This is a genomic window from Microbacterium meiriae (assembly GCF_040702565.1).
Classification (GTDB): Bacteria; Actinomycetota; Actinomycetes; order Actinomycetales; family Microbacteriaceae; genus Microbacterium; species Microbacterium meiriae.
In genome coordinates this window covers 189,540-213,078 of the sequence record NZ_JBFBLJ010000003.1, presented here as the reverse complement: position 1 = coordinate 213,078, position 23,539 = coordinate 189,540, and the positions used below count along the sequence as shown (strand labels likewise).

Below are 23,539 nucleotides of genomic sequence, written 5' to 3'. Positions count from 1 at the left end.
TCTCTTCCGAAGGTGGGAGGGGCTGCCGGCCACGGGTGCCGGCAGCCCCGGTGCGGATCAGGAGGCGTCGCGCACGCGCTTCGCCGCTTCCTGCACGGCGGCCATGACCCCCTCGGGGGTCTGCTGGCCGCTGAGCATCAGCTGGGTCTCGGACAGATACGCCTGCACGATCTGCGGATCGTAGGCGTTGTCGAGCCAGGTCGTCATCGCCGAGGCGCCGACGATCCCCTGGGCGAGCTCCCGTGAGACCTCGGGCACATCCGCCTCTTCCACGGCCCCCTTGACCGGGCTCAGCTCGCCCGCTCGTTCCGCGTAGGCGATACCGCTCTGCTTGCTGAGCAGGAACTCGAGGAACCGCTGGGCCTCCTCGGGATGCTCCGTGGTCTTCGAGATCGCGAAGCCCTCCGGCGCTCCGGTCAGTTCCGCCGGATCACCCTTGCCACCCGTGACGGCGGGGAAGTTGAACGTGCCGTACTCGAACTGCGCGTCGCCGAAGTACCCCACCTCGGCGCTCTGCATGTACATGATCGGCGCCTCCCCCGCGATCCAGGCGTTGCGCGCGATCTCATGCCCGACGGCCGTGAGGTCGTCGTTCATGTACTCGGCGAGTTCCTGGAAGCGCTCCAGTGCCCGGACATATCCCTCGTCCGTGAACTCGCCGGTCGCCGGATCCTGATCCGCTGCGAACACCTCCGGATCGACGACACGCTGATTCAGCGTGCCGACGTAGTGCGCGATCGTCCACTGCTCCTGCGCACCGTACTCGATCGGGGTCATACCGGCGTCCTGGATCGTCTCCAGGACGTCGATAAACTCGTCCCACGTCGCCGGCGCCTCGAGTCCCAGCTCCTCGAAGACGTCCCTGTTGTAGAAGAACAGCTTCGACTGCATCCCCACCGGCAGGCCGTAGGAGGTGCCGTCGACCTCGAAGGCCTCCAGCTGACTCGGGTAGAAGCTGTCCCGGAAGTCCGCGTCCTCCTCGAGCCACGGCCCGAGGTCGAGCAGAGCGTCATTGGAGACGAGCTCGTCCACGAACGAACCGCTCCAGGTGAACAGGACGTCAGGAGCATTGGCGGAGCCCGCGACGACCTTCACCTTGTCCTTGTAGGCGTCGTTGAGCACGCTCTCGACGGAGACCTTGATGTCGGGGTTCTCCTTCTCGAACTCCGCCACCATGTCGTTGTAGTACGAGTTCTTCGGCTCGTTGGGCCAGCGGTGGAAGAAGCTGATCTCCACCTGGCCGTCCGACGCCTCGCTCTCGCCTCCGGCGCACGAGGCCAGGGGTAGGACGAGGGCTGCGGCGGCCGCAGCCGCCAGGCCGATCCGGGCTGATGTTCGCATCGTTGCGATCCTTTCGTTCCTAGTACTCCATGCGCCACATGTAGCGGCGCACGCTGAGGGGGTGTCCTCGGTGGTCGGCGAGTGCATCCGCGTACGCGCGGAGCACGACGTTGAAGAGGAGGTGGGCGAAGACGCCGCGCACCTCCGGAGCGACGACGTCCAGGCCGAACTCCTGGGCGTCGAGGACGAGCACCCGATCCGAGTGCTTCGTGACGAAGTCCACCGCGCGCTGCTCGACGGCCCGCGTCTCGTCGAGTCCGAGGAGGGCGATGAACGGCACGTCCTCCTCGGTGATCTCGAAGGGGCCGTGGAAGTACTCGCCGGCATGGATGGCGGCGGAGTGCACCCACTGCATCTCCTGCAGCAGGCAGATGGCGAACGAGTAGGCGGAGCCGTAGTTGGAGCCTGCCGCCATCGTGTAGATCAGGGGCTCGCGACGGTGGCGGTACCCCCAGGCATCGGCGGCAGCGGAGTGCGCTTCGCGCGCTGCCGGCACGAGGGCCGGCAGCTGGGCGACGGCCTCGTCGACTGCGCCGGCGATGCCGGCCTGTTCACGGTCGTCCAGGATGCCGGCCGCCAGGCGCAGCAGCAGCGCGGGACCGACGTGGGCCTCGCTCTTCCCCTCACCGTGCTGATACGCCACCACGTGCTCCGATGCCTCGGCGAGTGGCGACGTCGGGTCGAACGTGAAGGCGACCGTGAGCGCACCGCGCTCGCGTGCGTGCCTCGCCGCGGCCACCGTCTCCGGCGTGGTTCCGGAGTGCGAGCAGAGCAGGACGAGGGTGTCGGCGTCGACGCGCGACGAGGCGCGGCTGGTGAACTCGGCCGCATTGAGCGCGGTCGCCTCGAGCGACACCGCCTTGGTGCCGAACAGGTACTCGATGGGCTGCATGACGGCAAAGGAGCCGCCGCAGGCGGTGAGCACGACGCGCGAGATGGTGTCCCGGGTCGCGATCGCCTGGCGGGCCGCAGCGAGCTGGTTCTCGATAGCGGCGGAGTCGACGAACAGAGCGGTGGCAGACAAGATGGTCCCTTCTGATGACCTTCGATCAAACATCATGACTCGTTATATAACGTCATGTGATGACTGACGATAGCGAGCACGAAGACGCCTGTAAAGAGGTACGGCGAAAATCGTTCGCCGGAGTCACCGAAAGAGCGGGCCTCGCGCGCTTCTTCCGGCGGCGCACACCGGGTGTCCGGCGGCCGCGGGATCAGCCGCGCCGGCGGCCGCGGACGGCCTTGAGGGCCATCTGCACGGCGATCACCATGAGATACGCGGCGAAGAGGAGATTGCCGACGGTGGGGTCGACGATGGTCGCCAGCCAGGCGCCGAGGGCCGTGGTCGTGCACGCCGAGACGCCGATGAGCAGCGCGGCCACGAGGTCGACGTTGCGGTTGCGGAGGTTGCCGACCGTGCCGGAGATCGCGGTGGGGATCATCATGAGCAGCGAAGTGCCCTTCGCGACGAGGTCACTCGTCCCGAAGGCCAGCATCAGCACCGGGACGACGATCACGCCCCCGCCGACGCCGATGAGTCCGGCCAGGACGCCGGTGCCGATTCCGACGACCACCAGGGCGATCCCGGTCAGCCAGGTGAGCTCGAAGACGGCGTCGCGCGACGGGATCACGAGGAAGAGGCTCACGATCACGACGACGAGGAAGCCGACGAAGCCCCAGCGGAGGGCGGTCTGCGAGATCCGCGGGAGCAGGCGGGTGCCGATCTGCGCGCCGACCACGGCCCCGGCGGCGAGGATCAGCGCCGGGATCCAGGCGACGGAGCCCGATGCGGCGTAGGAGATGACGCCGACGGTCGCCGTCGGGACGATCGCCGCCAGCGAGGTTCCGGCTGCCAGCCGCTGGTCGAACGCGAGCAGGAGCACCAGCAGCGGGACGATGACCGTGCCGCCGCCGACGCCGAAGAGACCGGAGAGGAGGCCGGCGAGGAGGCCGATGCCGATGAATGCCGCGTAGGCGCGAGGCCCGCGTTTCAGGACCGTCGCATCGTTCACCGGATCAGCCTACTCCCGGCCTCTCCCCCGCTCGAATCGTGCCGGGTCAGACCTCCGAGTCCGCTGTGACGGGCACCGCGATGGACTCCGTGAGCGCCTGCTCGTAGCGTCGCTGCCGGCGCCGCAGCCACAGCCCGCCGGCGATGAGCAGCGCGAGGATGACGTAGGCGACCGCGGAGAACGGCTGCGCGATGAGCGTCGTCAGGTCGCCCTGGCTGAGCTGCAGCGCACGACGGAGCTGCTCCTCCCCCATCGGCCCCAGGATCATGCCCACCACCAGCGGCGCCACCGGGAATCCGTACCGCCGCAGGAAGTAGCCCAGGACGCCGATGATGAGCAGGATGAGGATGTCCACGACCGCGAAGTTCAGCGCGTACGCCCCGAAGGCGGCGAACAGGAGGATGCCGGCGTACAGGTACGGCCGCGGGATCTGCAGGAGCTTCACCCACATGCCCACCAGGGGCAGATTCAGCACGAGCAGGATCACGTTGCCGATGTAGAGGCTCGCCACCAGCGCCCAGACGGGGTCCGCCTGTCCGGTGAACAGCTGCGGCCCGGGCTGCAGGCCGTAGGTCTGGAACGCGGTGAGGATGATCGCCGCCGTCGCCGTCGTCGGCAGGCCCAGCGTCAGCAGCGGCACGAGCACGCCCGCGGCAGCCGCGTTGTTCGCCGACTCCGGGCCCGCGACACCCTCGATGGCCCCGCGGCCGAACTCGTCCTTGCGGCGCGAGAGCTTGCGCTCGGCGGCGTAGGACAGGAAGGTCGCCACGTCGGCCCCGCCGGCCGGGATCGTGCCGATCGGGAAGCCGATGGCGGTGCCGCGGAGCCAGGGCTTCCACGACCGACGCCAGTCGTCCTTCGTCATCCAGCTGCGCCACCCACGGGAGACGGGGATCACGTCGATCGCGCCGTGACGCAGCCGGGCCGCGACGTAGAGCGTCTCGCCGACGGCGAAGAGCCCGACCGCCACGAGCACCACGTCGATGCCGTCCGCCAACGGGAGCAGGCCGAGCGTGTAGCGCTGCTGCCCCGAGAGCCAGTCGGTGCCGACCAGGCCGAGGAACAGACCGACGCCGAGCGACAGCAGGCCACGCGACACGGAGGACCCCATGAGCGCACCGACCGTGACGAAGGCCACGACGATGAGGGCGACGTAGTCGGCCGGCCCGAGGTTCACGGCGAACTGCGCGAGTACCGGGGCGAGCAGCGTCAGGCCGACGGTCGCCAGGGTGCCCGCGACGAACGACCCGAGCGCGGCGGTGGCGAGGGCTGCCGCACCGCGACCGAGCTTGGCCATCTTGTTGCCCTCGATCGCCGTCACGATCGACGACGACTCCCCCGGCGTGTTCAGGAGGATGCTCGTGGTCGACCCGCCGTACATTCCGCCGTAGTAGATCCCGGCGAAGGTGATCAGGGCGGCGGCCGGTTCCAGCGTGTAGGTGAGCGGCAGGAGCAGGGCGACGGTCATCGCCGGCCCGATGCCCGGGAGGACGCCCACGGCGGTGCCGATCAGCACGCCGAAGAAGGCGAAGACGAGGTATTGGGGCTGCAGCGCGGTCGCGAACCCCTCGAGGAGCAGACTCCAGCTGTCCATCAGAACATCCTTCCCAGCCAGCCGAGCGCCGGTCCCCACGGGAGCGACAGCCCGAGCAGACCGCCGAACACGACCTGCACGACCAGCGCGATGATCGCGCCGATGAGGAGCGCCGTCCACCAGCGCCGCGCGCCGAGCGCCCAGGCGACGCCGCCGAACAGCAGGGCCGCGGCGGGTGCCCAGCCGAGCGGTTCGATGAGGAGCAGGTGCGCGACCACCAGCGCCACGATCTTCACGAGCGTCAGCCAGTCGGTCGGGAGGCTCTGATCGACGTCCTCTCCGTCCTCCGGCACACCGCGGTGTCCGCGGAAGATGCTCACGACGACGGCGAGCGACGAACCGAGCAGCAGCACGGAGACGAACAGCGGGAAGACCGTGGGCCCCACCTGGCCGCCTGCGGGCACATGGATGGTGAAGACCCCGGCGAACGCGAACACGCCGAGGGCCACCATGAGCAGGGCGAAGACGAGCTCCCCCCGCGGGAGGGACGCGACGAGGCGTGCGGACCGACGGGCGTCGGTCCGCACCTCCTCGCCGGGTCCGGAAGACCCGGTCGTCATCTCAGCCGACCAGCCCGATGTTCTGCAGCGTCGTGGTGACCTCGGCGATGTTGCCGTCCAGGAACTCGTCGAACTCCGCGCCCGTGAGGAACGCGTCCGCCCACCCCCGCGTCTCCAGCTCGTCCTTCCACGCGTCGGACGCCTCCAGCTCGGTGACGAGGCGCTCGAGCTCCGCGCGCTCGGCGTCGCTGATCCCGCCCGGGGCGATCACACCGCGCCAGTTGGTGAGCACGACGTCGTATCCGGAGTCGGTGATCGTGTCGACGTCCGGCAGCTGTGTGACCGGCTCCTCCGACGAGACGGCGAGGGCCTTCATGGTCCCGGCCTCGATGTGCTGCAGGAACTCGCCGACACCGGAGATGCCCGCCGAGACCTTGCCGCCGAGGATCAGCGACGTCGCCTCGCCGCCGCCCGAGTTGGGCGTGTAGTTCAGCTTCTCGGCGATCTCCGCGCCGTCGAGCCCTGCCTCCTCGAGCAGCAGCCCGGCGAGGATGTGATCGGCTCCTCCCGCGGAACCGCCGGTGATCGTGACCTCCTGGCCCTTGTCCACGACATCCTCGACGAGGTCTTCCAGAGTGTCGTACTCCGAGTCGGCGGGCACGACCACGACGAGCGGTTCATCCGTGAGCCGGGCGATCGGTGTCATGTCCTCGATGCGCACGGCGGAGGCGTTGGTCTCCACCGCTCCCACCATCACGAGGCCCATGACCATGAGCGTGGCCGGGTCCTTCTCGTTGGCGAGCTGTGCGAGGCCGACCGTGCCGCCCGCGCCGCCGACGTTGGTGACGGGCGCCGAGCCGACGATGTCCTCCTGCGTGAGCAGCTGCGACAGGGCCCGGCCCGTCTGGTCCCACCCTCCGCCCGGGTCGGCGGGGACGACGATGTTCACGTCGGTGATGGCGACCGCCTCATCGCCGCCGTCCGAGCCGGCGGCTCCGCCGTCGGTCGTCGAGCACGAGGTGAGGACGAGGGCGGTCGCGGCGACGGCCGCGGCGAGAGTCCCGATGCGGGCATGATTCATGGCGCTCCTCCTTGAGCGTTCGGATGCAATCCGTCCACTGTCGAGGCGCAGATGCGCACGCTCAACCTTCGGAAACCATTGGTCGCGTTCCGTAACTATTGGTCGCGAACACCTCTGCCGGCGGCTCGCGGCCCGGGAACCCAGCCGGGAGAATGGACCCGTGGCCTCGAAGATGACGCTCCGCGTGCAGCTGCTCGCGCTGCAGGCGCTGATCGTGTTCCTGGTGACCCTCGGCACCGGCATCGCCGCCGGAGCGTTCCAGGAGAACGCGCTCCGCGAGGCCTACAAGGACCGCATGCAGGCGGTCGCCCAGTCCGTCGCCGCACTCCCCGTCGTCCTCGATGCGTTCGACGACGAGGATCCGGCCGCCGCCATCCAGCCGGTCGCCGAGGTCATCCGCGAGGCCTCCGACCTCGCCTACGTGGTGGTCGCCAACGACGAGGGCATCCGATACTCGCATCCGAACACCGACCGCATCGGGGAGCGGGTGTCCACCGACCCGTCGATCCCGCTGGGCGGGGAGATCTTCGTGGGCACGCAGACCGGCACGCTCGGGACGTCGTGGCGGGTGAAGGTGCCCATCCGCGACGAGGACGGCGCGGTGATCGGCACGGCCTCGGTCGGCATCCTGGAGTCGGAGCTGAACGAGGAGTTCACCAGCAACCTCGTGGGACTCATCTCCGCCATGCTCGCTGCGGCGGTGCTCGGGGTCTTCGGCGCCGCGTGGGTGACGTCGTTCATCCGTCGCCGCATCTACCGTCTCGAGCCGCACCAGATCGCGGCGCTCGTCAAGAACCAGGAGACGACCCTGCACGGGCTGAGCGAAGGCGTCGTGACGGTGGACGGGGCCGGGCGGATCACCCTGGTCAACGACGCGGCCGCACGATTCCTCGGTCGCGATGCCGCCGACCTCGACGGCGCTGCCGCGGACGAGGTCCTCGGCACCGAGCTCGCCACGGTGCTCCGCGAGGGCGAGGCCGCGGGACGCCCCGTGATCGTCGGCTCGCATGTGCTCGTCGCCCGGAGCACGGCGTCCGGGAACGGCTCCGCCGATGTGGGGGCGACGCTCCTGCTCCGCGACCACACCGAGCTGCACGACGTCGTTCGCCGGGTCGAGGCGGCCGACGCCATCATCGCCTTCCGGGAGCGCTACGGCCTCCCGAAGGGTCTGAGCGCGGAGACGCTGGAGCGGGTCTCAGCGGCCCTCGCGGCCCGGCCCGACGCCTCGGCGACCGAGATCGGCGACGACCTGGCCATCTCCCGCGTCAGTGCCCGCCGCTACCTGGAGCACCTCGCGGCGACCGGACAGGCGGTGCGCTCGCTGGACTACTCCACGAAGGGACGGCCGGGGGCACGCTACCGGATCACCGCCCCTCGATGAACGACGAAGCCCGCCACCCCGGAAGGGGCGGCGGGCTTCGTGGGGAGAGAGGTCCTTACTCGGACTTCTTCTCGACAGCGTCCTCGGCGGCGGCCTCAGCGGCCTCGCCCTCGGCCTGCGACTCGGCGCCGGCCTCGGCAGCCGTGTCGTCGGCAGGGGTCTCGTCCGCGGGAGCCTCGACGGTCTCCTCGGCGGGAGCCTCCTCGGCGGCGGGCTTCTCGTCCTTCGGAGCCGCGGCGGCCTTCTTGGTCGACTTCGCCTTCGGGGTGACGGGCTCGAGGACGAGCTCGATCACGGCCATGGGAGCGTTGTCGCCCTTGCGGTTGCCGACCTTCGTGATGCGCGTGTAGCCACCCTCGCGGTCCGCGACGAGCGGAGCGATCTCGTTGAACAGGACGTGCACGACTTCCTTGTCACCGATGACCGACAGCACGCGACGGCGGGCGTGCAGGTCGCCGCGCTTGGCGAAGGTGATGAGGCGCTCGGCGAGCGGACGCAGGCGCTTGGCCTTCGTCTCGGTCGTCTTGATCGACTTGTGGGTGTACAGCGCAGCGGCGAGGTTGGCAAGCAGCAGGCGCTCGTGGGCGGGGCCGCCTCCGAGGCGGGGACCCTTGGTGGGCTTGGGCATAATCGTCTAACTCCTGGTCAGAAAGGGTCGGGTATCAGAAGGACTCGTCTTCGCTGCCGCCGTAGAAGTGGGCGCCGTCGAAACCGGGCACCGAATCCTTGAGCGACAGACCGAGCGAGATGAGCTTGTCGCGCACCTCGTCGACCGACTTCTGGCCGAAATTGCGGATGTTCATGAGCTGCGTCTCCGACAGGGCGACGAGCTCAGAAACGGTGTTGATGCCCTCACGCTTCAGGCAGTTGTACGAGCGGACCGACAGGTCGAGGTCCTCGATCGGCATCGACAGCTCGCTGGAGTTCACAGCCTCCACCGGCGCCGGGCCGATCTCGATGCCCTCGGCCTCGACGTTCAGCTCGCGGGCGAGACCGAACAGCTCGGTGAGCGTCTTGGCAGCCGAGGCGACGGCGTCGCGCGGGCTGATCGCCGACTTGGTCTCGACGTCGAGGATGAGCTTGTCGAAGTCGGTGCGCTCACCGGCACGGGTGGCGTCGACGCGGTAGCTGACCTTGAGCACGGGCGAGTAGATCGAGTCGATCGGGATCTGACCGGCCTCGGCGTACTCGTTGCGGTTCTGCGTCGCGGAGACGTAGCCACGGCCGCGCTCGATGGTGAGCTCGAGCTCGAACTTGGCGGTGTCGTTGAGCGTCGCGATGACGAGCTCGGGGTTGTGCACCTCGACACCGGCCGGAGCCGAGATGTCGGCGGCGGTCACTTCACCGGCACCGGTCTTGCGGAGGTACGCGGTGATGGGCTCGTCGCGCTCGCTGGAGACGACCAGCTGCTTGATGTTGAGGATGATCTCGGTGACATCCTCCTTCACGCCGGGGATCGTGCTGAACTCGTGCAGCACACCGTCGATGCGGACGCTGGTGACAGCGGCACCGGGGATCGACGACAGCAGGCTGCGGCGCAGCGCGTTGCCGATCGTGTAGCCGAAGCCGGGCTCCAGAGGCTCGATGATGAACCGGCTCCGGTTCTCGACGATCTTTTCCTCGGTCAGTGTGGGACGCTGTGCAATAAGCACTCTGTGTTCCTTTCGATCACATGCCCGCTATATGACATGTGGTGGGGTGAGGTCTTGAGTTGTGGAAGTCGATGCCCCACGCGGGGCGCCGAGCCGCTCGACCCGAAGGACGAGCGGCTCGGCACACGCATCAGACGCGGCGGCGCTTCGGCGGGCGGCAGCCGTTGTGCGCCTGCGGGGTGACGTCCTGGATCGAACCCACCTCGAGGCCGGCGGCCTGCAGCGAGCGGATCGCGGTCTCGCGGCCGGAGCCCGGACCCTTCACGAGGACGTCGACCTTCTTCACGCCGTGCTCCGCAGCCTGGCGGGCAGCGGACTCCGCTGCCATGCCGGCGGCGTACGGGGTCGACTTGCGGGAGCCCTTGAAGCCCACGCCACCCGACGAGGCCCAGGCGATGACGGCGCCGGACGGGTCGGTGATCGAAACGATGGTGTTGTTGAACGTCGACTTGATGTGGGCCTGGCCCAGCGCGATGTTCTTCTTTTCCTTGCGGCGCGGCTTGCGCGCGGCGGCCTTGGGTGCAGCCATGAAAGTGTTCTCCTAGTCCCTGGCCGCTGCTTAGCGGGCCTTCTTCTTGCCGGCGACGGTGCGCTTCGGGCCCTTGCGGGTACGGGCGTTGGTCTTGGTGCGCTGACCGCGGACCGGGAGACCACGACGGTGGCGGATGCCCTCGTAGGAGCCGATCTCGACCTTGCGGCGGATGTCTGCGGCGACCTCGCGGCGCAGGTCACCCTCCACCTTGTAGTTGCCTTCGATGTAGTCGCGGAGGGCGACGAGCTGGTCGTCGCTGAGGTCCTTCACGCGGATGCTCTCGTCGATGTCGGTCGCCTTGAGGATCTCAACCGAGCGGGTACGGCCGACGCCGTAGATGTAGGTAAGGGCGATCACCACGCGCTTGTCGCGCGGGATGTCAACGCCGGCAAGACGTGCCATGCGGTTCTCCTGGGTGTTGTGGAGGTGTGGAGCAGGATCGGTGCCCGGGCCTCCGCCCCGAGGTGTCAGCTCCGCGTCGTCCGACAGGCGGGAACCTGGGTTCCTGAGCCTGTCGAAGGATCGAAGCGTCTGATCCTGCCGTTTCGTATTGAGTTATGAGATTGCGAGAGCGGCGCTCACGCAGCGGGGGCGCTCAGCCCTGGCGCTGCTTGTGACGCGGGTTGCTCTTGCAGATCACCATGACGCGGCCGTGGCGGCGGATCACCTTGCAGTGGTCGCAGATCGGCTTGACGCTGGGGTTGACCTTCATGATGTTTCCTGTTCGCTGTCTTCACCGGGCAGGCGCGAAGCCTGGGGTGTTACTTCTCGACCGATCAGCGGTAGCGGTAGACGATGCGGCCGCGTGTCAGGTCGTAGGGGCTGAGCTCCACGACCACACGGTCCTCGGGGATGATGCGGATGTAGTTCTGCCGCATCTTTCCGGAGATCGTTGCCAGGACCTTGTGTCCGTTGCTGAGCTCAACGCGGAACATCGCGTTGGGGAGAGCCTCGGAGATCACGCCCTCGATCTCGATGACACCGTCTTTCTTAGCCATAGCCTCGCTGACGCTTCTGCAGATCGGTCGATCTGCGGTGGGTGGGTGGTGTGCGGTACCGGGCCGGATCGGACACGCCGAACGCATGGCACAAGGCACCAAAGATCTATGTTATCCGACGACGCCCCATCCGGCAACTTGGCCGGACGGGGCGTCGAGCGGATGGGCGGGTGTCAGCCGAGCAGGTCGGTGAACCGCTTCATGTCTTCCTGGTTCTGCAGGTCGAGGCGCTCTCCGTCGATCTCGACGGTCGGCGTGCCCTGGATGTCGTTGCTCTTGGCCTGTGCGGCGCCGAACTTGCGGTACGTCTCGTCCGTGATGCAGGACACGACGTCGTCGCCCGCGCCGACCTGGGTGGCGAACTCGGCGAGCTGTTCGTTCGTCAGGCCGGGGGTGTTCTCCGCCGGCTGGTTCTCGAACAGGACCTTGGCGTAGTCGAAGTACAGGTCGGAGTCCGACTCGGCGACGCAGAACGCCGCGCCGGCCGAACGGGAGGAGAACTCGGTGCCCTGCGAGAAGCGGTCGAGGATCGCGATGGGGTGCTGCTCGAGCGTGATCTCCCCGCTCTGGGCCTTCGCCTCGAGCGCCGCACCGAACTGGTCCTCGAAGGACTTGCAGACCGGGCACTGGAAGTCGAGGAACACCGACACGGTCGTGTCGCCGTCGCCCATGGAGACGGAGCCGGCCTCGGCGTCGAAGTTGTCGCTGGCGGACGGGGTGGCGCCGGGAGACGTCGCCTGGTTGTTGAGGAACACCACGAGTCCGCCGAGGGCCACCAGGACCACGACGACGGCGATGGAGACGCCGATCGCGAACCAGTTGGTGTTGCTCTTCGCCGCTGCCATTACTTTCCGATCTCTCGAGGCTCGACCCCGAACGGGGCGAGTCCGGCTCTTCCACCATCGGGCGCAGTGAGCACCCAGATGCCCCCATCATGCAGGGCGACGCTATGTTCCCAATGTGAGCCGTCGGTGCCGTCGACCGTCGTGACGGTCCAGTCGTCGTCCTCGACGAACGTCGCCTCACCCCCGGCGGTGACCATCGGCTCGATGGCGAGCACGAGTCCCGGCTTCACGTCTGCACCGCGGTCGGGCGTGCGGTAGTTGAAGACGCTGGGCGCCTCGTGCATCTTCCGACCGATGCCGTGACCGACGTACTCGCGGAGGATGCCGTAGGGCTCGCCGCTCACGGCGGACGGCCCCTGCGCCTCGATGTAGTCCTGGATCGCGGCGCCGATCTCGTCGATCGAGGACGCCGAGGCCATCGCGGCGATCCCCGCCCACATCGACCCCTCCGTCACACGCGAGAGCTCCTCACGGCGGGCCACGAGCTCAGGGTGTTCGGGATCCGGGACGACGACGGTGATCGCGCTGTCCCCGTTCCAGCCCTCGAACTGGGCTCCGCAGTCGACCGAGACGATGTCGCCGGGCTGGAGGACCCGCTCCCCCGGGATGCCGTGCACGACCTGCTCGTTGACCGAGACGCAGATCGTGTGGTGATACCCCTTGACGAGCTGGAAGTTCGACTCCGCACCCCGCTGCAGGATGGCGCGGTTCGCGGCGGCGTCGAGCTCGATCGTCTTCACCCCCGGCTTGATGAGGGCGCGGACGGCGTCCAGGGCCTCGGCGGTGATGAGGCCGGGTTCGACCATGGCTCGTAGCTGAGCCGGGGTCTTGTAGATCGAGCGGCGGAACATCTCAGGCGGCGGAGGCGGGGGAACGCAGCCCGCGAGCGGCCAGAGCGGCGGCGATGCGCTCCGTGATCTCCTCGAGCGAGCCCACACCGTCGATGCGGTCGACGATGCCCCGGCTGCTGTAGACCTCGATGATCGGCGCCGTCTCCTTCTCGTAGATGTCGAGTCGGTGCGCGATGGCCTCGTCGGTGTCGTCGGAACGCCCCTGCTCCGCAGCGCGAAGGGCGAGGCGGGCGATGCTCTCCTCCCGCGGGACGTCGAGGAGGATCACCGCGTCCAGCGCCTCGCCGCGTCCTTCGAGGAACGCATCGAGGTGCGCCACCTGCGCGGTGTTGCGGGGGTAGCCGTCGAGGAGGAAGCCGTTCTCCGCGTCCTCCTGGCTCAGCCGGTCGCGCACGATCTCGCTGGTCAGCTCGTCCGGCACCAGGTCGCCCTTGTCGAGGATCGCGGTGACCTGCTGGCCGAGCGGCGTCCCCTCCTTGATGTTCGCGCGGAAGATGTCGCCGGTCGAGACGACAGGGATGCCGTAGGACTCGGCGATGCGCACACCCTGGGTGCCCTTGCCGGAACCCTGGGGGCCGACGATGAGCAAACGGGCAGTGGGTCGGTGCCCTTCGACGGGCTCAGGGACCAGGTGGGGCACTGTCATCGGAGAAGTCCTTCGTAGTGTCGCTGCTGCAGCTGGGCGTCGATCTGCTTGACCGTCTCGAGACCCACGCCGACGATGATGAGGATCGACGCGCCACCGAACGGGAAGTTCTGGTTGGCACCGACCGTCGCGAGCGCGATGAGCGGGATCAGGGCGATCAGGCCCAGGTAAAGGGAACCGGGGAGCGTGATGCGGGTGAGCACGTAATCCAGGTACTCCGCGGTCGGACGGCCGGCCCGGATCCCGGGGATGAAGCCGCCGTACTTCTTCATGTTGTCGGCGACCTCGACCGGGTTGAACGTGATCGCGACGTAGAAGTAGGTGAACCCGATGATCAGCAGGAAGTATGCCGCCATGTAGATCGGGCTGTTGCCGGTGGTGAAGTTCGCGCTGACCCAGCTGACCCACGCGGGCGGGGTGGAGCCGTCCTGCGGGGTGTTGAACTGGGCGATGAGCGCGGGGATGTACAGCAGCGACGAGGCGAAGATGACGGGGATCACACCGGCCATGTTCACCTTGATCGGGATGTACGTGTTCGTGCCGCCGTAGGTGCGACGGCCCACCATGCGCTTCGCGTACTGCACGGGGATGCGCCGCTGCGACTGCTCGACGAACACCACGAGTCCCATCACGATGATGCCGACGAGCAGCACGAGGAGGAAGACCTCGAAGCCCCGGGTCTGCCAGATGATCGACATCGCGCCGGGGAACGTCGCGGCGATCGAGGTGAAGATCAGCAGCGACATGCCGTTGCCGATGCCGCGCTCGGTGACGAGCTCAGCGAACCACATGATCAGACCGGTACCGGCCGTCATCGCCATGATGATGAGCACCTGCGCCCACCAGACGTCGTTCGTGAGGAGCTGGGTGCACGCGCCGATGTCGGTCGTACCGAAGAGCTGGCCGGTGCGGGCCACGGTGACGAGCGTCGTGGACTGCAGGAGCGCGAGGGCGATCGTGAGGTACCGCGTGTACTGGGTCAGCTTGGCCTGCCCGGCCTGGCCTTCCTTGTGCAGCGCCTCGAAGTGCGGGATGACGACGCGCAGGAGCTGGGTGATGATCGTCGCGGTGATGTACGGCATGACGCCGAGCGCGAAGATCGACAGTTGCAGCAGCGCGCCTCCGGAGAAGAGGTTGACGAGTCCGAGCAGACCCTCGGTGCCGGCGTTGGCCGCGAGACACTGCTCGACGTTCGGGAAGTTGACGAACGGCGCGGGGACGTTCGAGCCGAGGCGGTAGATCGCGATGATCGCGAGAGTGAAACCGATCTTCCGACGCAGGTCGGGCGTGCGGAAGATCCGCGCGATGGCGCTAAACAAGAACGTTCCTCCTGAAAAGGTGGCCGAACCCCGAGGGGCGGCTGAAACACCAGGGTAACCCACTCCGAGGCCGGGGGAATGCGTGCGGTCGGCTTCTCCCCCGCCGAACCAGAAGAGGGGCCGGAGAATCTCCGACCCCTCTTCCGCAGTGGTTACTTGACGGATCCGCCCGCAGCCACGATCTTCTGCTCGGCAGAACCCGAGACCTTGTCGACCGCGACGGTGAGCTTCACGGCGATGTCGCCGTTGCCGAGAACCTTGACCTTCTCGTTCTTGCGAACCGCACCCTTGGCGACCAGGTCGCTGACGGTGACGTCGCCACCCTGGGGGTAGAGCTCCGCGAGCTTCTCCAGGTTCACGACCTGGTACTCGACGCGGAACGGGTTCTTGAAGCCGCGCAGCTTCGGCGTGCGCATGTGCAGCGGCATCTGGCCACCCTCGAAGCCGACGCGCACGGTGTTGCGGGCCTTGGTGCCCTTCGTGCCGCGACCGGCCGTCTTGCCCTTCGAGCCCTCACCGCGACCGACACGGGTCTTCGCGGTGTTGGACCCGGGGACGGGACGCAGGTGGTGGACCTTCAGCACACCGGGGCGGGACGCCGCGGCGTCCTTCTTCGGCGCAGCCTTCGCGGAGCCGTCAGCCTTGGCGTCGGCGGCACTGGTCTTGGCCGGTGCCTTCTTCGCGGCGGGCTTCTTGGCAGCGTCGGCCTTGGGAGCCGCCGCCTTCTTGGTGGCCTTCTCGGCCTCGACGGCCTCGTTCTTCTCAGCCATTAGTCGATCTCCTCAACCTTGACGAGGTGGGCGACGGTCTTGACGTAGCCGCGCGTCTGCGCGTCGTCGGGGCGGACGGTGGTGTCACCGATCCGCTTGAGACCGAGGCTGCGCAGCGTGTCGCGCTGGTTCTGCTTCTCGCTCACCTTGGACTTGATCTGCGTGACCTTGAGTCGCGCGGCCATCAGGCACCTACCTTCTGTGCGGCGATGGCCTCGGCCTCGGCGCGGACGAGCCGGGCCGGGGCGACCTGGTCGAACTCGAGACCACGGCGTGCGGCGACGGCGCGGGGCTCCTCGAGCTCCTTCAGGGCGGTGACCGTCGCGTGCACGATGTTGATCGTGTTCGACGAGCCGAGCGACTTGGACAGCACGTCGTGGATGCCGGCGCACTCGAGCACGGCGCGGACCGGACCACCGGCGATGACACCGGTACCGGCAGCGGCGGGGCGCAGGAGCACCACACCGGCGGCCGACTCACCCTGCACGGGGTGCGGGATGGTGCTGCCGACGCGCGGGACGCGGAAGAAGTTGCGCTTGGCCTCTTCGACACCCTTCGAGATCGCCAGGGGGACCTCACGGGCCTTGCCGTAGCCGACGCCCACCAGACCGTTGCCGTCACCGACGACCACGAGAGCGGTGAAGCTGAAGCGACGACCACCCTTCACGACCTTCGAGACGCGGTTGATGGTGACGACGCGCTCCAGGAACTGGTTGTCGCCGCGGTCGCGCGAGTTGCGGTCGCGGCCGCCCTGGTTACGGTCACGTCCGCCGCGGCGGCCGTCCCGCTGGTCGCGAGAGGGCTCAGCCTGCGTGGTGCCGGCGGCCGTCTCGGAAGTGGCAGCAGCCGCTTCGGTCACTTCGTTCTCCTTGTTGTCACTCACAGTGCCAGACCCCCTTCACGGGCGCCGTCGGCGATGGCGGCGACACGACCCGCGTAGCGGTTGCCGCCACGGTCGAACACTGCCTCGGAAACGCCTGCGGCCTTCGCGCGCTCGGCGAGGAGCTCGCCGACCTTGCGAGCCTTGGCGGTCTTGTCGCCATCCAGCGAACGCAGGTCGGTCTCGAGCGTCGAGGCCGAGGCGACCGTGTGGCCCTTGCTGTCGTCGACGAGCTGCACGAAGACGTGACGCGCCGAACGGTTGACGACGAGGCGCGGACGCACCTCGGTGCCCACGATCTTCTTGCGAAGACGGGCGTGACGACGCGCGCGGGCGTCAGACTTTGACTTGAGAGCCATGGTTACTTACCACTCTTTCCGGCCTTGCGACGCACGTTCTCGCCGGCGTAGCGCACACCCTTGCCCTTGTACGGTTCGGGCTTGCGGATCTTGCGGATGTTCGCAGCCGCCTCACCGACGGCCTGCTTGTCGATCCCGCTGACGGTGAGCTTGTTCGTGCCCTCGACCGTGAGCGTGATGCCGGCGGGCGGGTCGATCAGGACCGGGTGCGAGAAGCCGAGGGCGAACTCGACCGAGTTCCCCTTCTGCTGCACGCGGTAACCGGTGCCGACGACCTCGAGACCCTTGGTGTAGCCCTGGGTCACGCCGATGATGTTGTTGTTGATGAGCGTGCGGGTCAGGCCGTGGAGAGACCGGGACTCGCGCTCGTCGTCGGGGCGGGTGACGAGAACCTGGTTCTCCTCGACCGACACCTCGATGGGGCTGGCCACCGTGAGGGTGAGCTCACCCTTGGGGCCCTTCACCGCGACCTCACGGCCGTCGACCGAAACGGTCACGCCCGCGGGAACGTCGATGGGAAGTCGTCCAATACGCGACATTTCGGATTACCACACGTAGGCGAGAACTTCTCCGCCCACGCCCTTCTGCTCAGCCTGGCGGTCCGTGAGGAGACCGGAGGAGGTGGACAGGATGGCCACGCCGAGGCCGCCGAGGACCGTGGGGATCTCGGTCGACTTCGCGTACACGCGCAGGCCGGGCTTCGACACGCGCTTGATGCCCGCGATCGAGCGCTCGCGGTTCGGACCGTACTTCAGCGTCAGCGTAAGGTTCTTGCCCACGCGAGCGTCGGAGGTCTCCCAACCGGCGATGTAGCCCTCCTGCTGGAGGATCTCTGCGATGTGCGTCTTGAGCTTGCTCGACGGCAGCGTCACGGTGTCGTGGTGCGCCGAGTTCGCGTTGCGCAGACGGGTCAGCATGTCTGCGACCGGGTCTGTCATTGTCATTGTTGTCTACTTTCGATCATGAGGTTCCGGCTGCCGTTACACGACAGACGGCCTGCGATGAGCACGCAATCTTCAATTGTACGTGCACATCGACGGGCTCAGTGACACGGAGACCACTGAGCCCGTCGAAGGGTCACGCCTGGGCGTCGTCCGCGCGGAACGGGAAGCCGAGGTGACGCAGCAGCGCGCGTCCCTCGTCGTCCGTCTTCGCCGAGGTCACGACAGTGATGTCGAAACCACGGACGCGGTCGATCTTGTCCTGATCGATCTCGTGGAACACGCTCTGCTCCTGGAGACCGAAGGTGTAGTTGCCGTTGCCGTCGAACTGCTTGCCCGACAGACCGCGGAAGTCGCGGATGCGGGGCAGCGCGAGCGACACCAGGCGGTCCACGAACTCCCACGCACGGTCGCCACGGAGGGTGACGTGCGCGCCGATGGCCTGGCCCTCACGCAGCTTGAACTGCGCGATGGACTTGCGGGCCTTGGTGACGATCGGCTTCTGGCCGGTGATCTTGGTGAGGTCGTCGACCGCCCCATCGATCACCTTGCTGTCGCGAGCAGCCTCGCCGACACCGGTGTTCACGACGACCTTGACCAGGCCGGGGATCTGCATGACGTTCTCGTAGCCGAACTCGTCCTGCAGAGCCTTCTTGATCTCGGCGTTGTACTTCGCCTTCAGGCGGGGCTGGATCTTGCCAGCCACCGCAGCGTCGGTCGTTGCCATCAGAGGTCCTTACCGCTCTTCTTCGCGAAGCGCACGCGGACGGTGCGCTTCACGCCGTCCTTGGTCTGCTCCTCGACCCGGTGGCCGACCTTGGTCGGCTTCTTGGTCGAGGGGTCGACGAGTGCGACGTTCGAGATGTGGATGGGCGCCTCGACGGTCTCGAGGCCACCCGTCTTGGTGCCACGCTGCGTCTGACCGACGCGCGTGTGCTTGGTGACGTAGTTGACGCCTTCGACGACGACACGGTTCTGCCCGACGAGGACGTCGAGGACCTTGCCCTGCTTGCCGCGGTCGCCACCACGCTCGGGCTTGGCGCCCGAGATGACCTGAACCAGGTCGCCCTTCTTGATCTTCGCCATGATCAGATGACCTCCGGTGCCAGCGAGACGATCTTCATGAACTTCTTGTCGCGAAGCTCACGGCCGACCGGCCCGAAGATACGGGTGCCGCGGGGCTCCCCGTCGTTCTTCAGGATGACGGCGGCGTTCTCGTCGAACTTGATGTAGGAGCCGTCGGGACGACGGGTCTCCTTCTTGGTGCGGACGATGACCGCCTTGACGACGTCGCCCTTCTTGACGTTGCCACCGGGGATCGCGTCCTTGACGGTCGCGACGATGGTGTCGCCCAGACCGGCGTAGCGGCGGCGCGAGCCACCGAGGACGCGGATCGTGAGCAGCTCCTTGGCGCCGGTGTTGTCGGCGACCTTGAGGCGGGACTCCTGCTGAATCACTTGGCCTTCTCCAGAATCTCCACCAGACGCCAGCGCTTGGTGGCGCTCAGCGGGCGGGTCTCGTTGATCAGGACCAGGTCGCCGATGCCGGCGGAGTTCGCCTCATCGTGCGCCTTGACCTTCGACGTCCGGCGGATGACCTTGCCGTAAAGCGGGTGCTTCACGCGGTCCTCGACCTCGACGACGATCGTCTTGTCCATCTTGTCGCTGACGACATAGCCACGGCGGGCCTTGCGGTAGCCGCGGGCAGCGGAGTCGCGGACGTCGTGCTCGGACGACTCGTGTCCTGCGGCCTGCGTCTCCACAGTCGCTTCCTTCTTGGTGGCCATCACTCAGCCTCTTCCTTCGGGGCGTCCTCGGCGGCGTCCGCCTTCTTCGCCTTCGACTTGGTCGCCTTCTTCGCGGGAGCCTCGACCGGAGCGGGCGTCGCACGGATGCCCAGCTCGCGCTCGCGGATCACCGTGTAGAGGCGCGCGATGTCGCGCTTGACGGCGCGGATGCGGCCGTGGCTCTCCAGCTGGCCGGTGGCCGACTGGAAACGGAGGTTGAACAGCTCCTCCTTGGCCTTGCGCAGCTCCTCAACGAGGCGCTGGTCTTCGAACGTGTCGAGCTCTGCCGGAGCGAGCTCCTTGGTGCCGATCGCCATTACGCGTCGCCCTCCTCGCGCTTGATGATGCGTGCCTTGAGCGGCAGCTTGTGGATTGCACGGGTCAGTGCCTCGCGAGCGAGCTGCTCGTCGACACCCGCGACCTCGAAGAGGACGCGGCCCGGCTTGACGTTGGCGACCCACCACTCGGGGGAACCCTTACCGGAACCCATGCGGGTCTCGGCCGGCTTCTTCGTGAGCGGACGGTCCGGGTAGATGTTGATCCACACCTTGCCGCCACGCTTGATGTGACGGGTCATCGCGATACGAGCGGACTCGATCTGACGGTTCGTCACGTACGCGGGGGTGAGGGCCTGGATACCGTACTCGCCGAAGGAGACCTTCGTGCCGCCGGTGGCCTGACCCGAGCGCCCCGGGTGGTGCTGCTTGCGGTACTTGACCTTACGGGGGATGAGCATTATGCCGACGCTCCTTCTGCAACAGGTGCCTCGTTGCGCGGGGCACGGCGGCGGTCACCACGGTCGTCACGGCGCGACTTCGGCGCGTTGGCCTGCTCGCGCGCGAGCTCCTTGGCGGTGAGGTCGCCCTTGTAGATCCACACCTTCACGCCGATGCGGCCGAAGGTGGTCTTGGCCTCGTAGAAGCCGTAGTCGATGTTCGCGCGCAGCGTGTGCAGCGGCACACGACCCTCGCGGTAGAACTCCGACCGGCTCATCTCGGCGCCGCCGAGACGGCCCGAGACCTGGATGCGGATGCCCTTGGCGCCGGCGCGCTGCGCGCCCTGCAGACCCTTGCGCATCGCGCGGCGGAACGCCACACGAGCCGAGAGCTGCTCGGCGATGCCCTGGGCGACCAGCTGAGCGTCGGCCTCGGGGTTCTTGACCTCGAGGATGTTCAGCTGGATCTGCTTGCCCGTGAGCTTCTCGAGGTCGCCGCGGATGCGCTCGGCCTCTGCACCACGACGACCGATCACGATGCCCGGACGGGCGGTGTGGATGTCGACGCGGACGCGGTCACGGGTGCGCTCGATCTCGATGTTCGAGACGCCGGCACGGTCGAGCTGCGTCTGCAGCAGGCGACGGATCTTGATGTCCTCGGCCACGTAGTCGGCGTAACGCTGACCCGGCTTCGTCGAGTCGGAGAACCAGCGCGACACGTGGTCCGTGGTGATGCCGAGGCGGAAGCCGTACGGGTTGACCTTCTGTCCCATTACTTGCTCGCCTTCTTGTTGCTGTCGCCGGCCGCGGCAGGAGCCGCCTCCGGCGTCGAGAGCACGACCGTGATGTGGCTCGTGCGCTTCTTGATCTGGAAAGCGCGACCCTGTGCACGGGGCTGGAAACGCTTGAGCGTCGTGCCCTCGTCGACGTAGGCGTTAGCCACGTACAGGTCCTGCTCGTCGAGGTACTCGCCGTCACGATCCGCCTTGACCTGCGCGTTGGCCATGGCCGACGCGACAAGCTTGTAGATCGGCTCACTGGCGGACTGCTGAGCGAACTTCAGGATCGCCAGAGCCTCCTGGGCCTGCTTGCCCTTGATGAGCGCGACGACACGACGAGCCTTCTGAGGGGTCACGCGGATGTGTCGCACGCGTGCGATGGACTCCACCATTTCTCTCTCCTCTATCGCCACCGCGTCAGCGGCGGCGGCCCTTCTTGTCGTCCTTCTCGTGGCCGCGGAAGGTGCGGGTGGGCGCGAACTCGCCCAGCTTGTGACCGACCATGGTCTCGGAGACAAACACGGGGATGTGCTTGCGACCGTCGTGGACCGCGATCGTGTGACCCAGCATGGCCGGGATGATCATGGACCGGCGGGACCAGGTCTTGATGACGTTCTTCGTGCCGGCTTCGTTCTGCACGACCACCTTGCGAAGCAGGTGCTCGTCGACGAAGGGGCCCTTCTTGAGACTGCGAGGCATCTTCTCTTACTCCTACTTGCGCTTCTTGCCGGCGTTGCGACGACGCACGATGTACTTGTCGCTTTCCTTGTTGGCGTGGCGGGTGCGGCCCTCGGCCTGACCCCACGGGGAGACGGGGTGACGTCCACCGGACGTCTTGCCCTCACCACCACCGTGCGGGTGGTCGACCGGGTTCATCGCGACACCGCGGACGGTCGGGCGGACGCCCTTCCAGCGCATGCGGCCGGCCTTGCCCCAGTTGATGTTCGACTGCTCGGCGTTGCCGACCTCGCCGATGGTCGCGCGGCAGCGCGCATCGACGTTACGGATCTCACCGGAGGGCAGACGCAGCTGGGCGTAGGGGCCGTCCTTGGCGACGAGGCGGACCGATGCACCGGCCGAGCGCGCCATCTTCGCGCCGCCGCCGGGGCGGAGCTCGATGGCGTGGATGACGGTACCCGTCGGGATGTTCTTCAGCGGGAGGTTGTTTCCCGGCTTGATGTCCGCCGCGGGGCCCGACTCGACGATGTCGCCCTGCTTCAGCTTCGCCGGCGCGAGGATGTAGCGCTTCTCGCCGTCGAAGTAGTGCAGCAGCGCGATGCGCGCGGTGCGGTTGGGGTCGTACTCGATGTGAGCGACCTTGGCGTTCACGCCGTCCTTGTCATTGCGACGGAAGTCGATGACGCGGTACTGGCGCTTGTGGCCTCCACCGATGTGACGGGTCGTGATGCGGCCCTGGTTGTTGCGACCACCGGTCTTCGAGATCGGGCGCAGCAGCGACTTCTCCGGCGTCGATCGGGTGATCTCGGCGAAGTCAGCCACCGACGAGCCGCGACGGCCCGGGGTCGTGGGCTTGTACTTGCGAATAGCCATGATTGTCCTTTATCCCCCGGATCAGCCGATTGCCGTGAAGATGTCGATGGTGCCCGACTTCAGGCTCACGATGGCGCGCTTGGTGTCCTTGCGCTTACCGGTGCCGAAGCGGGTGCGACGGGCCTTGCCGACGCGGTTGATCGTGTTGACGGACGCGACCTTGACGCCGAAGATCTTCTCGATGGCGAGCTTGATCTCGGTCTTCGAAGCGCGCGGGTCGACGAGGAACGTGTACTTGCCCTCGTCGATCAGGCCGTAGCTCTTCTCGGACACGACAGGCTTCAGGATGATGTCGCGCGGGTCCTTGTTCAGGGCCGTCTGGAGAACAGATGCCTGCTCGCTCATGCGGAGACCTCCTGGTTGGCGCCGGACTTGGAGGCGATGAAGCCCTCGAGCGCGGCCTGGGTGAAGACGATGTCGTCGGAGACGAGCACGTCGTAGGCGTTGAGCTGGTCGTACGACAGCAGGTGCACGTTGCCGAGGTTGCGCAGGCTCTTGAGCGCGAGCTCGTCGCCGCGCTCGATGACCACGAGGACGTTCTTCGACGTGGCGACCTGGGCGAGGAAGCCCGCAGCAGCCTTGGTCGACGGCGCGCCGTCGGTGCCGAACGTGTCGATCGCGTGCAGGCGGTCGCCGCGGAAGCGGTCGCTGAGCGCGCCCAGCAGGGCGGCCGCGATCATCTTCTTGGGGGTGCGCTGCGAGTAGTCGCGCGGCTTCGGGCCGTGCACGATGCCACCGCCGGTCATGTGCGGCGCGCGGATCGAGCCCTGACGGGCGTTACCCGTGCCCTTCTGCTTGAAGGGCTTGCGGCCGGCACCGGAGACCTCACCACGACGCTTGGTCGAGTGCGTGCCCTGGCGAGCCGCCGCGAGCTGCGCGACGACGACCTGGTGGATGAGCGGGATGTTCGTCTTGACGTCGAACAGAGCGGCGGGAAGCTCGACGGAGCCTGCCTTCTTGCCGTCTGCCTTGAGGACGTCGAGCGCGAGAGTGGAGTCAGCCATGA

General features: G+C 67.6%; 35 protein-coding genes. 1 reads left to right on the top strand and 34 read right to left on the bottom strand.

The window, feature by feature from the left end; translation table 11 throughout:
* Window positions 1-57: 57 nt before the first annotated feature.
* The 6 genes from AB0310_RS14730 to AB0310_RS14705 form a co-directional block, all read right to left on the bottom strand.
* A complete protein-coding gene (locus AB0310_RS14730; RefSeq protein WP_366237529.1) occupies window positions 58-1,341 on the bottom strand; it encodes an ABC transporter substrate-binding protein in 1,284 nt (427 codons plus the stop codon).
* 19 nt (window positions 1,342-1,360) lie between these two features.
* Complete coding sequence (locus AB0310_RS14725) at window positions 1,361-2,365, bottom strand: SIS domain-containing protein (RefSeq protein ID WP_366237528.1); 1,005 nt, start codon at window positions 2,363-2,365, stop codon at window positions 1,361-1,363.
* 190 nt (window positions 2,366-2,555) lie between these two features.
* Complete coding sequence (locus AB0310_RS14720) at window positions 2,556-3,353, bottom strand: sulfite exporter TauE/SafE family protein (protein ID WP_366237527.1); 798 nt, start codon at window positions 3,351-3,353, stop codon at window positions 2,556-2,558.
* A gap of 46 nt (window positions 3,354-3,399) precedes the next feature.
* Window positions 3,400-4,947: a tripartite tricarboxylate transporter permease gene (locus AB0310_RS14715; RefSeq protein WP_366237526.1), complete on the bottom strand. Its 1,548-nt coding sequence runs from the start codon at window positions 4,945-4,947 to the stop codon at window positions 3,400-3,402.
* Complete coding sequence (locus AB0310_RS14710) at window positions 4,947-5,507, bottom strand: tripartite tricarboxylate transporter TctB family protein (protein WP_366237525.1); 561 nt, start codon at window positions 5,505-5,507, stop codon at window positions 4,947-4,949. The genes AB0310_RS14715 and AB0310_RS14710 overlap by 1 nt, the downstream gene beginning before the upstream one ends.
* A gap of 1 nt (window position 5,508) precedes the next feature.
* On the bottom strand, window positions 5,509-6,528 hold the full coding sequence (locus AB0310_RS14705; RefSeq protein ID WP_280564620.1) for a Bug family tripartite tricarboxylate transporter substrate binding protein: 1,020 nt from the start codon (window positions 6,526-6,528) through the stop codon (window positions 5,509-5,511).
* Between the two features lie 160 nt (window positions 6,529-6,688).
* Here AB0310_RS14705 and AB0310_RS14700 point away from each other — a divergent pair, with 160 nt between their 5' ends.
* A complete protein-coding gene (locus tag AB0310_RS14700; RefSeq protein WP_187662240.1) occupies window positions 6,689-7,909 on the top strand; it encodes a PAS domain-containing protein in 1,221 nt (406 codons plus the stop codon).
* A 55-nt stretch (window positions 7,910-7,964) separates the two neighbouring features.
* Here AB0310_RS14700 and rplQ read toward each other — a convergent pair whose 3' ends face one another.
* The 28 genes from rplQ to rplD all read right to left on the bottom strand — a co-directional run bounded on the left by rplQ (window position 7,965) and on the right by rplD (window position 23,537).
* Window positions 7,965-8,537 (bottom strand): 50S ribosomal protein L17, encoded by a 573-nt coding sequence (rplQ, locus tag AB0310_RS14695; RefSeq protein WP_187662241.1) that lies wholly within the window; start codon window positions 8,535-8,537, stop codon window positions 7,965-7,967.
* A gap of 34 nt (window positions 8,538-8,571) precedes the next feature.
* Entirely contained in the window at window positions 8,572-9,561 is a 990-nt protein-coding gene (locus AB0310_RS14690; protein ID WP_025102386.1) for a DNA-directed RNA polymerase subunit alpha, read from the bottom strand.
* Between the two features lie 130 nt (window positions 9,562-9,691).
* Window positions 9,692-10,090, bottom strand: a complete 399-nt coding sequence (rpsK, locus tag AB0310_RS14685; RefSeq protein ID WP_017829189.1) for a 30S ribosomal protein S11 — start codon at window positions 10,088-10,090, stop codon at window positions 9,692-9,694.
* A gap of 30 nt (window positions 10,091-10,120) precedes the next feature.
* Entirely contained in the window at window positions 10,121-10,495 is a 375-nt protein-coding gene (gene rpsM, locus AB0310_RS14680) for a 30S ribosomal protein S13 (RefSeq protein WP_187662242.1), read from the bottom strand.
* A gap of 193 nt (window positions 10,496-10,688) precedes the next feature.
* Window positions 10,689-10,805, bottom strand: a complete 117-nt coding sequence (rpmJ, locus tag AB0310_RS14675) for a 50S ribosomal protein L36 (RefSeq protein WP_005050492.1) — start codon at window positions 10,803-10,805, stop codon at window positions 10,689-10,691.
* Between the two features lie 64 nt (window positions 10,806-10,869).
* On the bottom strand, window positions 10,870-11,091 hold the full coding sequence (gene infA / locus AB0310_RS14670; protein ID WP_017201569.1) for a translation initiation factor IF-1: 222 nt from the start codon (window positions 11,089-11,091) through the stop codon (window positions 10,870-10,872).
* Window positions 11,092-11,264: 173 nt separating this feature from the next.
* Entirely contained in the window at window positions 11,265-11,936 is a 672-nt protein-coding gene (locus AB0310_RS14665; RefSeq protein ID WP_187662243.1) for a DsbA family protein, read from the bottom strand.
* Window positions 11,936-12,787 carry a type I methionyl aminopeptidase gene (map, locus tag AB0310_RS14660; RefSeq protein WP_187662244.1) on the bottom strand — a complete coding sequence of 284 codons (852 nt, stop codon included), beginning with the start codon at window positions 12,785-12,787 and terminating at the stop codon, window positions 11,936-11,938. Before map ends, AB0310_RS14665 begins: the two co-directional genes overlap by 1 nt.
* 1 nt (window position 12,788) lies before the next feature.
* Window positions 12,789-13,433: an adenylate kinase gene (locus AB0310_RS14655; protein WP_187662245.1), complete on the bottom strand. Its 645-nt coding sequence runs from the start codon at window positions 13,431-13,433 to the stop codon at window positions 12,789-12,791.
* A complete protein-coding gene (secY, locus tag AB0310_RS14650; protein ID WP_187662246.1) occupies window positions 13,430-14,752 on the bottom strand; it encodes a preprotein translocase subunit SecY in 1,323 nt (440 codons plus the stop codon). The genes AB0310_RS14655 and secY overlap by 4 nt, the downstream gene beginning before the upstream one ends.
* A 152-nt stretch (window positions 14,753-14,904) precedes the next feature.
* Window positions 14,905-15,522, bottom strand: a complete 618-nt coding sequence (gene rplO, locus AB0310_RS14645; RefSeq protein ID WP_232089087.1) for a 50S ribosomal protein L15 — start codon at window positions 15,520-15,522, stop codon at window positions 14,905-14,907.
* Window positions 15,522-15,707 carry a 50S ribosomal protein L30 gene (gene rpmD, locus AB0310_RS14640; RefSeq protein WP_017201575.1) on the bottom strand — a complete coding sequence of 62 codons (186 nt, stop codon included), beginning with the start codon at window positions 15,705-15,707 and terminating at the stop codon, window positions 15,522-15,524. Before rpmD ends, rplO begins: the two co-directional genes overlap by 1 nt.
* A complete protein-coding gene (gene rpsE / locus AB0310_RS14635; RefSeq protein ID WP_269474805.1) occupies window positions 15,707-16,381 on the bottom strand; it encodes a 30S ribosomal protein S5 in 675 nt (224 codons plus the stop codon). Before rpsE ends, rpmD begins: the two co-directional genes overlap by 1 nt.
* 20 nt (window positions 16,382-16,401) lie before the next feature.
* Window positions 16,402-16,761 carry a 50S ribosomal protein L18 gene (gene rplR / locus AB0310_RS14630; protein ID WP_187662248.1) on the bottom strand — a complete coding sequence of 120 codons (360 nt, stop codon included), beginning with the start codon at window positions 16,759-16,761 and terminating at the stop codon, window positions 16,402-16,404.
* Window positions 16,762-16,763: 2 nt separating this feature from the next.
* Window positions 16,764-17,300 carry a 50S ribosomal protein L6 gene (rplF, locus tag AB0310_RS14625; RefSeq protein WP_187662249.1) on the bottom strand — a complete coding sequence of 179 codons (537 nt, stop codon included), beginning with the start codon at window positions 17,298-17,300 and terminating at the stop codon, window positions 16,764-16,766.
* Between the two features lie 6 nt (window positions 17,301-17,306).
* Window positions 17,307-17,705 (bottom strand): 30S ribosomal protein S8, encoded by a 399-nt coding sequence (gene rpsH / locus AB0310_RS14620; RefSeq protein WP_025102396.1) that lies wholly within the window; start codon window positions 17,703-17,705, stop codon window positions 17,307-17,309.
* 133 nt (window positions 17,706-17,838) lie between these two features.
* Window positions 17,839-18,429, bottom strand: coding sequence for a 50S ribosomal protein L5 (rplE, locus tag AB0310_RS14615; RefSeq protein ID WP_187662250.1), 591 nt, complete (start codon window positions 18,427-18,429; stop codon window positions 17,839-17,841).
* Window positions 18,429-18,788 carry a 50S ribosomal protein L24 gene (rplX, locus tag AB0310_RS14610; protein WP_187662251.1) on the bottom strand — a complete coding sequence of 120 codons (360 nt, stop codon included), beginning with the start codon at window positions 18,786-18,788 and terminating at the stop codon, window positions 18,429-18,431. The genes rplE and rplX overlap by 1 nt, the downstream gene beginning before the upstream one ends.
* Before the next feature lie 2 nt (window positions 18,789-18,790).
* Complete coding sequence (gene rplN, locus AB0310_RS14605; protein WP_025102399.1) at window positions 18,791-19,159, bottom strand: 50S ribosomal protein L14; 369 nt, start codon at window positions 19,157-19,159, stop codon at window positions 18,791-18,793.
* A complete protein-coding gene (gene rpsQ, locus AB0310_RS14600) occupies window positions 19,156-19,488 on the bottom strand; it encodes a 30S ribosomal protein S17 (RefSeq protein WP_021201120.1) in 333 nt (110 codons plus the stop codon). The genes rplN and rpsQ overlap by 4 nt, the downstream gene beginning before the upstream one ends.
* Window positions 19,488-19,805 carry a 50S ribosomal protein L29 gene (gene rpmC / locus AB0310_RS14595; RefSeq protein ID WP_025102401.1) on the bottom strand — a complete coding sequence of 106 codons (318 nt, stop codon included), beginning with the start codon at window positions 19,803-19,805 and terminating at the stop codon, window positions 19,488-19,490. Before rpmC ends, rpsQ begins: the two co-directional genes overlap by 1 nt.
* Window positions 19,805-20,224, bottom strand: coding sequence for a 50S ribosomal protein L16 (rplP, locus tag AB0310_RS14590; RefSeq protein WP_187662252.1), 420 nt, complete (start codon window positions 20,222-20,224; stop codon window positions 19,805-19,807). Before rplP ends, rpmC begins: the two co-directional genes overlap by 1 nt.
* Entirely contained in the window at window positions 20,224-20,976 is a 753-nt protein-coding gene (gene rpsC / locus AB0310_RS14585) for a 30S ribosomal protein S3 (RefSeq protein ID WP_025102403.1), read from the bottom strand. The genes rplP and rpsC overlap by 1 nt, the downstream gene beginning before the upstream one ends.
* On the bottom strand, window positions 20,976-21,374 hold the full coding sequence (gene rplV / locus AB0310_RS14580) for a 50S ribosomal protein L22 (RefSeq protein ID WP_060927232.1): 399 nt from the start codon (window positions 21,372-21,374) through the stop codon (window positions 20,976-20,978). The genes rpsC and rplV overlap by 1 nt, the downstream gene beginning before the upstream one ends.
* A gap of 25 nt (window positions 21,375-21,399) precedes the next feature.
* Window positions 21,400-21,681, bottom strand: a complete 282-nt coding sequence (gene rpsS / locus AB0310_RS14575; RefSeq protein ID WP_017201589.1) for a 30S ribosomal protein S19 — start codon at window positions 21,679-21,681, stop codon at window positions 21,400-21,402.
* 12 nt (window positions 21,682-21,693) lie between these two features.
* Window positions 21,694-22,533: a 50S ribosomal protein L2 gene (gene rplB / locus AB0310_RS14570; RefSeq protein ID WP_025102405.1), complete on the bottom strand. Its 840-nt coding sequence runs from the start codon at window positions 22,531-22,533 to the stop codon at window positions 21,694-21,696.
* A gap of 21 nt (window positions 22,534-22,554) precedes the next feature.
* A complete protein-coding gene (rplW, locus tag AB0310_RS14565) occupies window positions 22,555-22,878 on the bottom strand; it encodes a 50S ribosomal protein L23 (protein ID WP_025102406.1) in 324 nt (107 codons plus the stop codon).
* Window positions 22,875-23,537: a 50S ribosomal protein L4 gene (gene rplD / locus AB0310_RS14560; RefSeq protein WP_187662253.1), complete on the bottom strand. Its 663-nt coding sequence runs from the start codon at window positions 23,535-23,537 to the stop codon at window positions 22,875-22,877. Before rplD ends, rplW begins: the two co-directional genes overlap by 4 nt.
* Window positions 23,538-23,539: the final 2 nt, after the last annotated feature.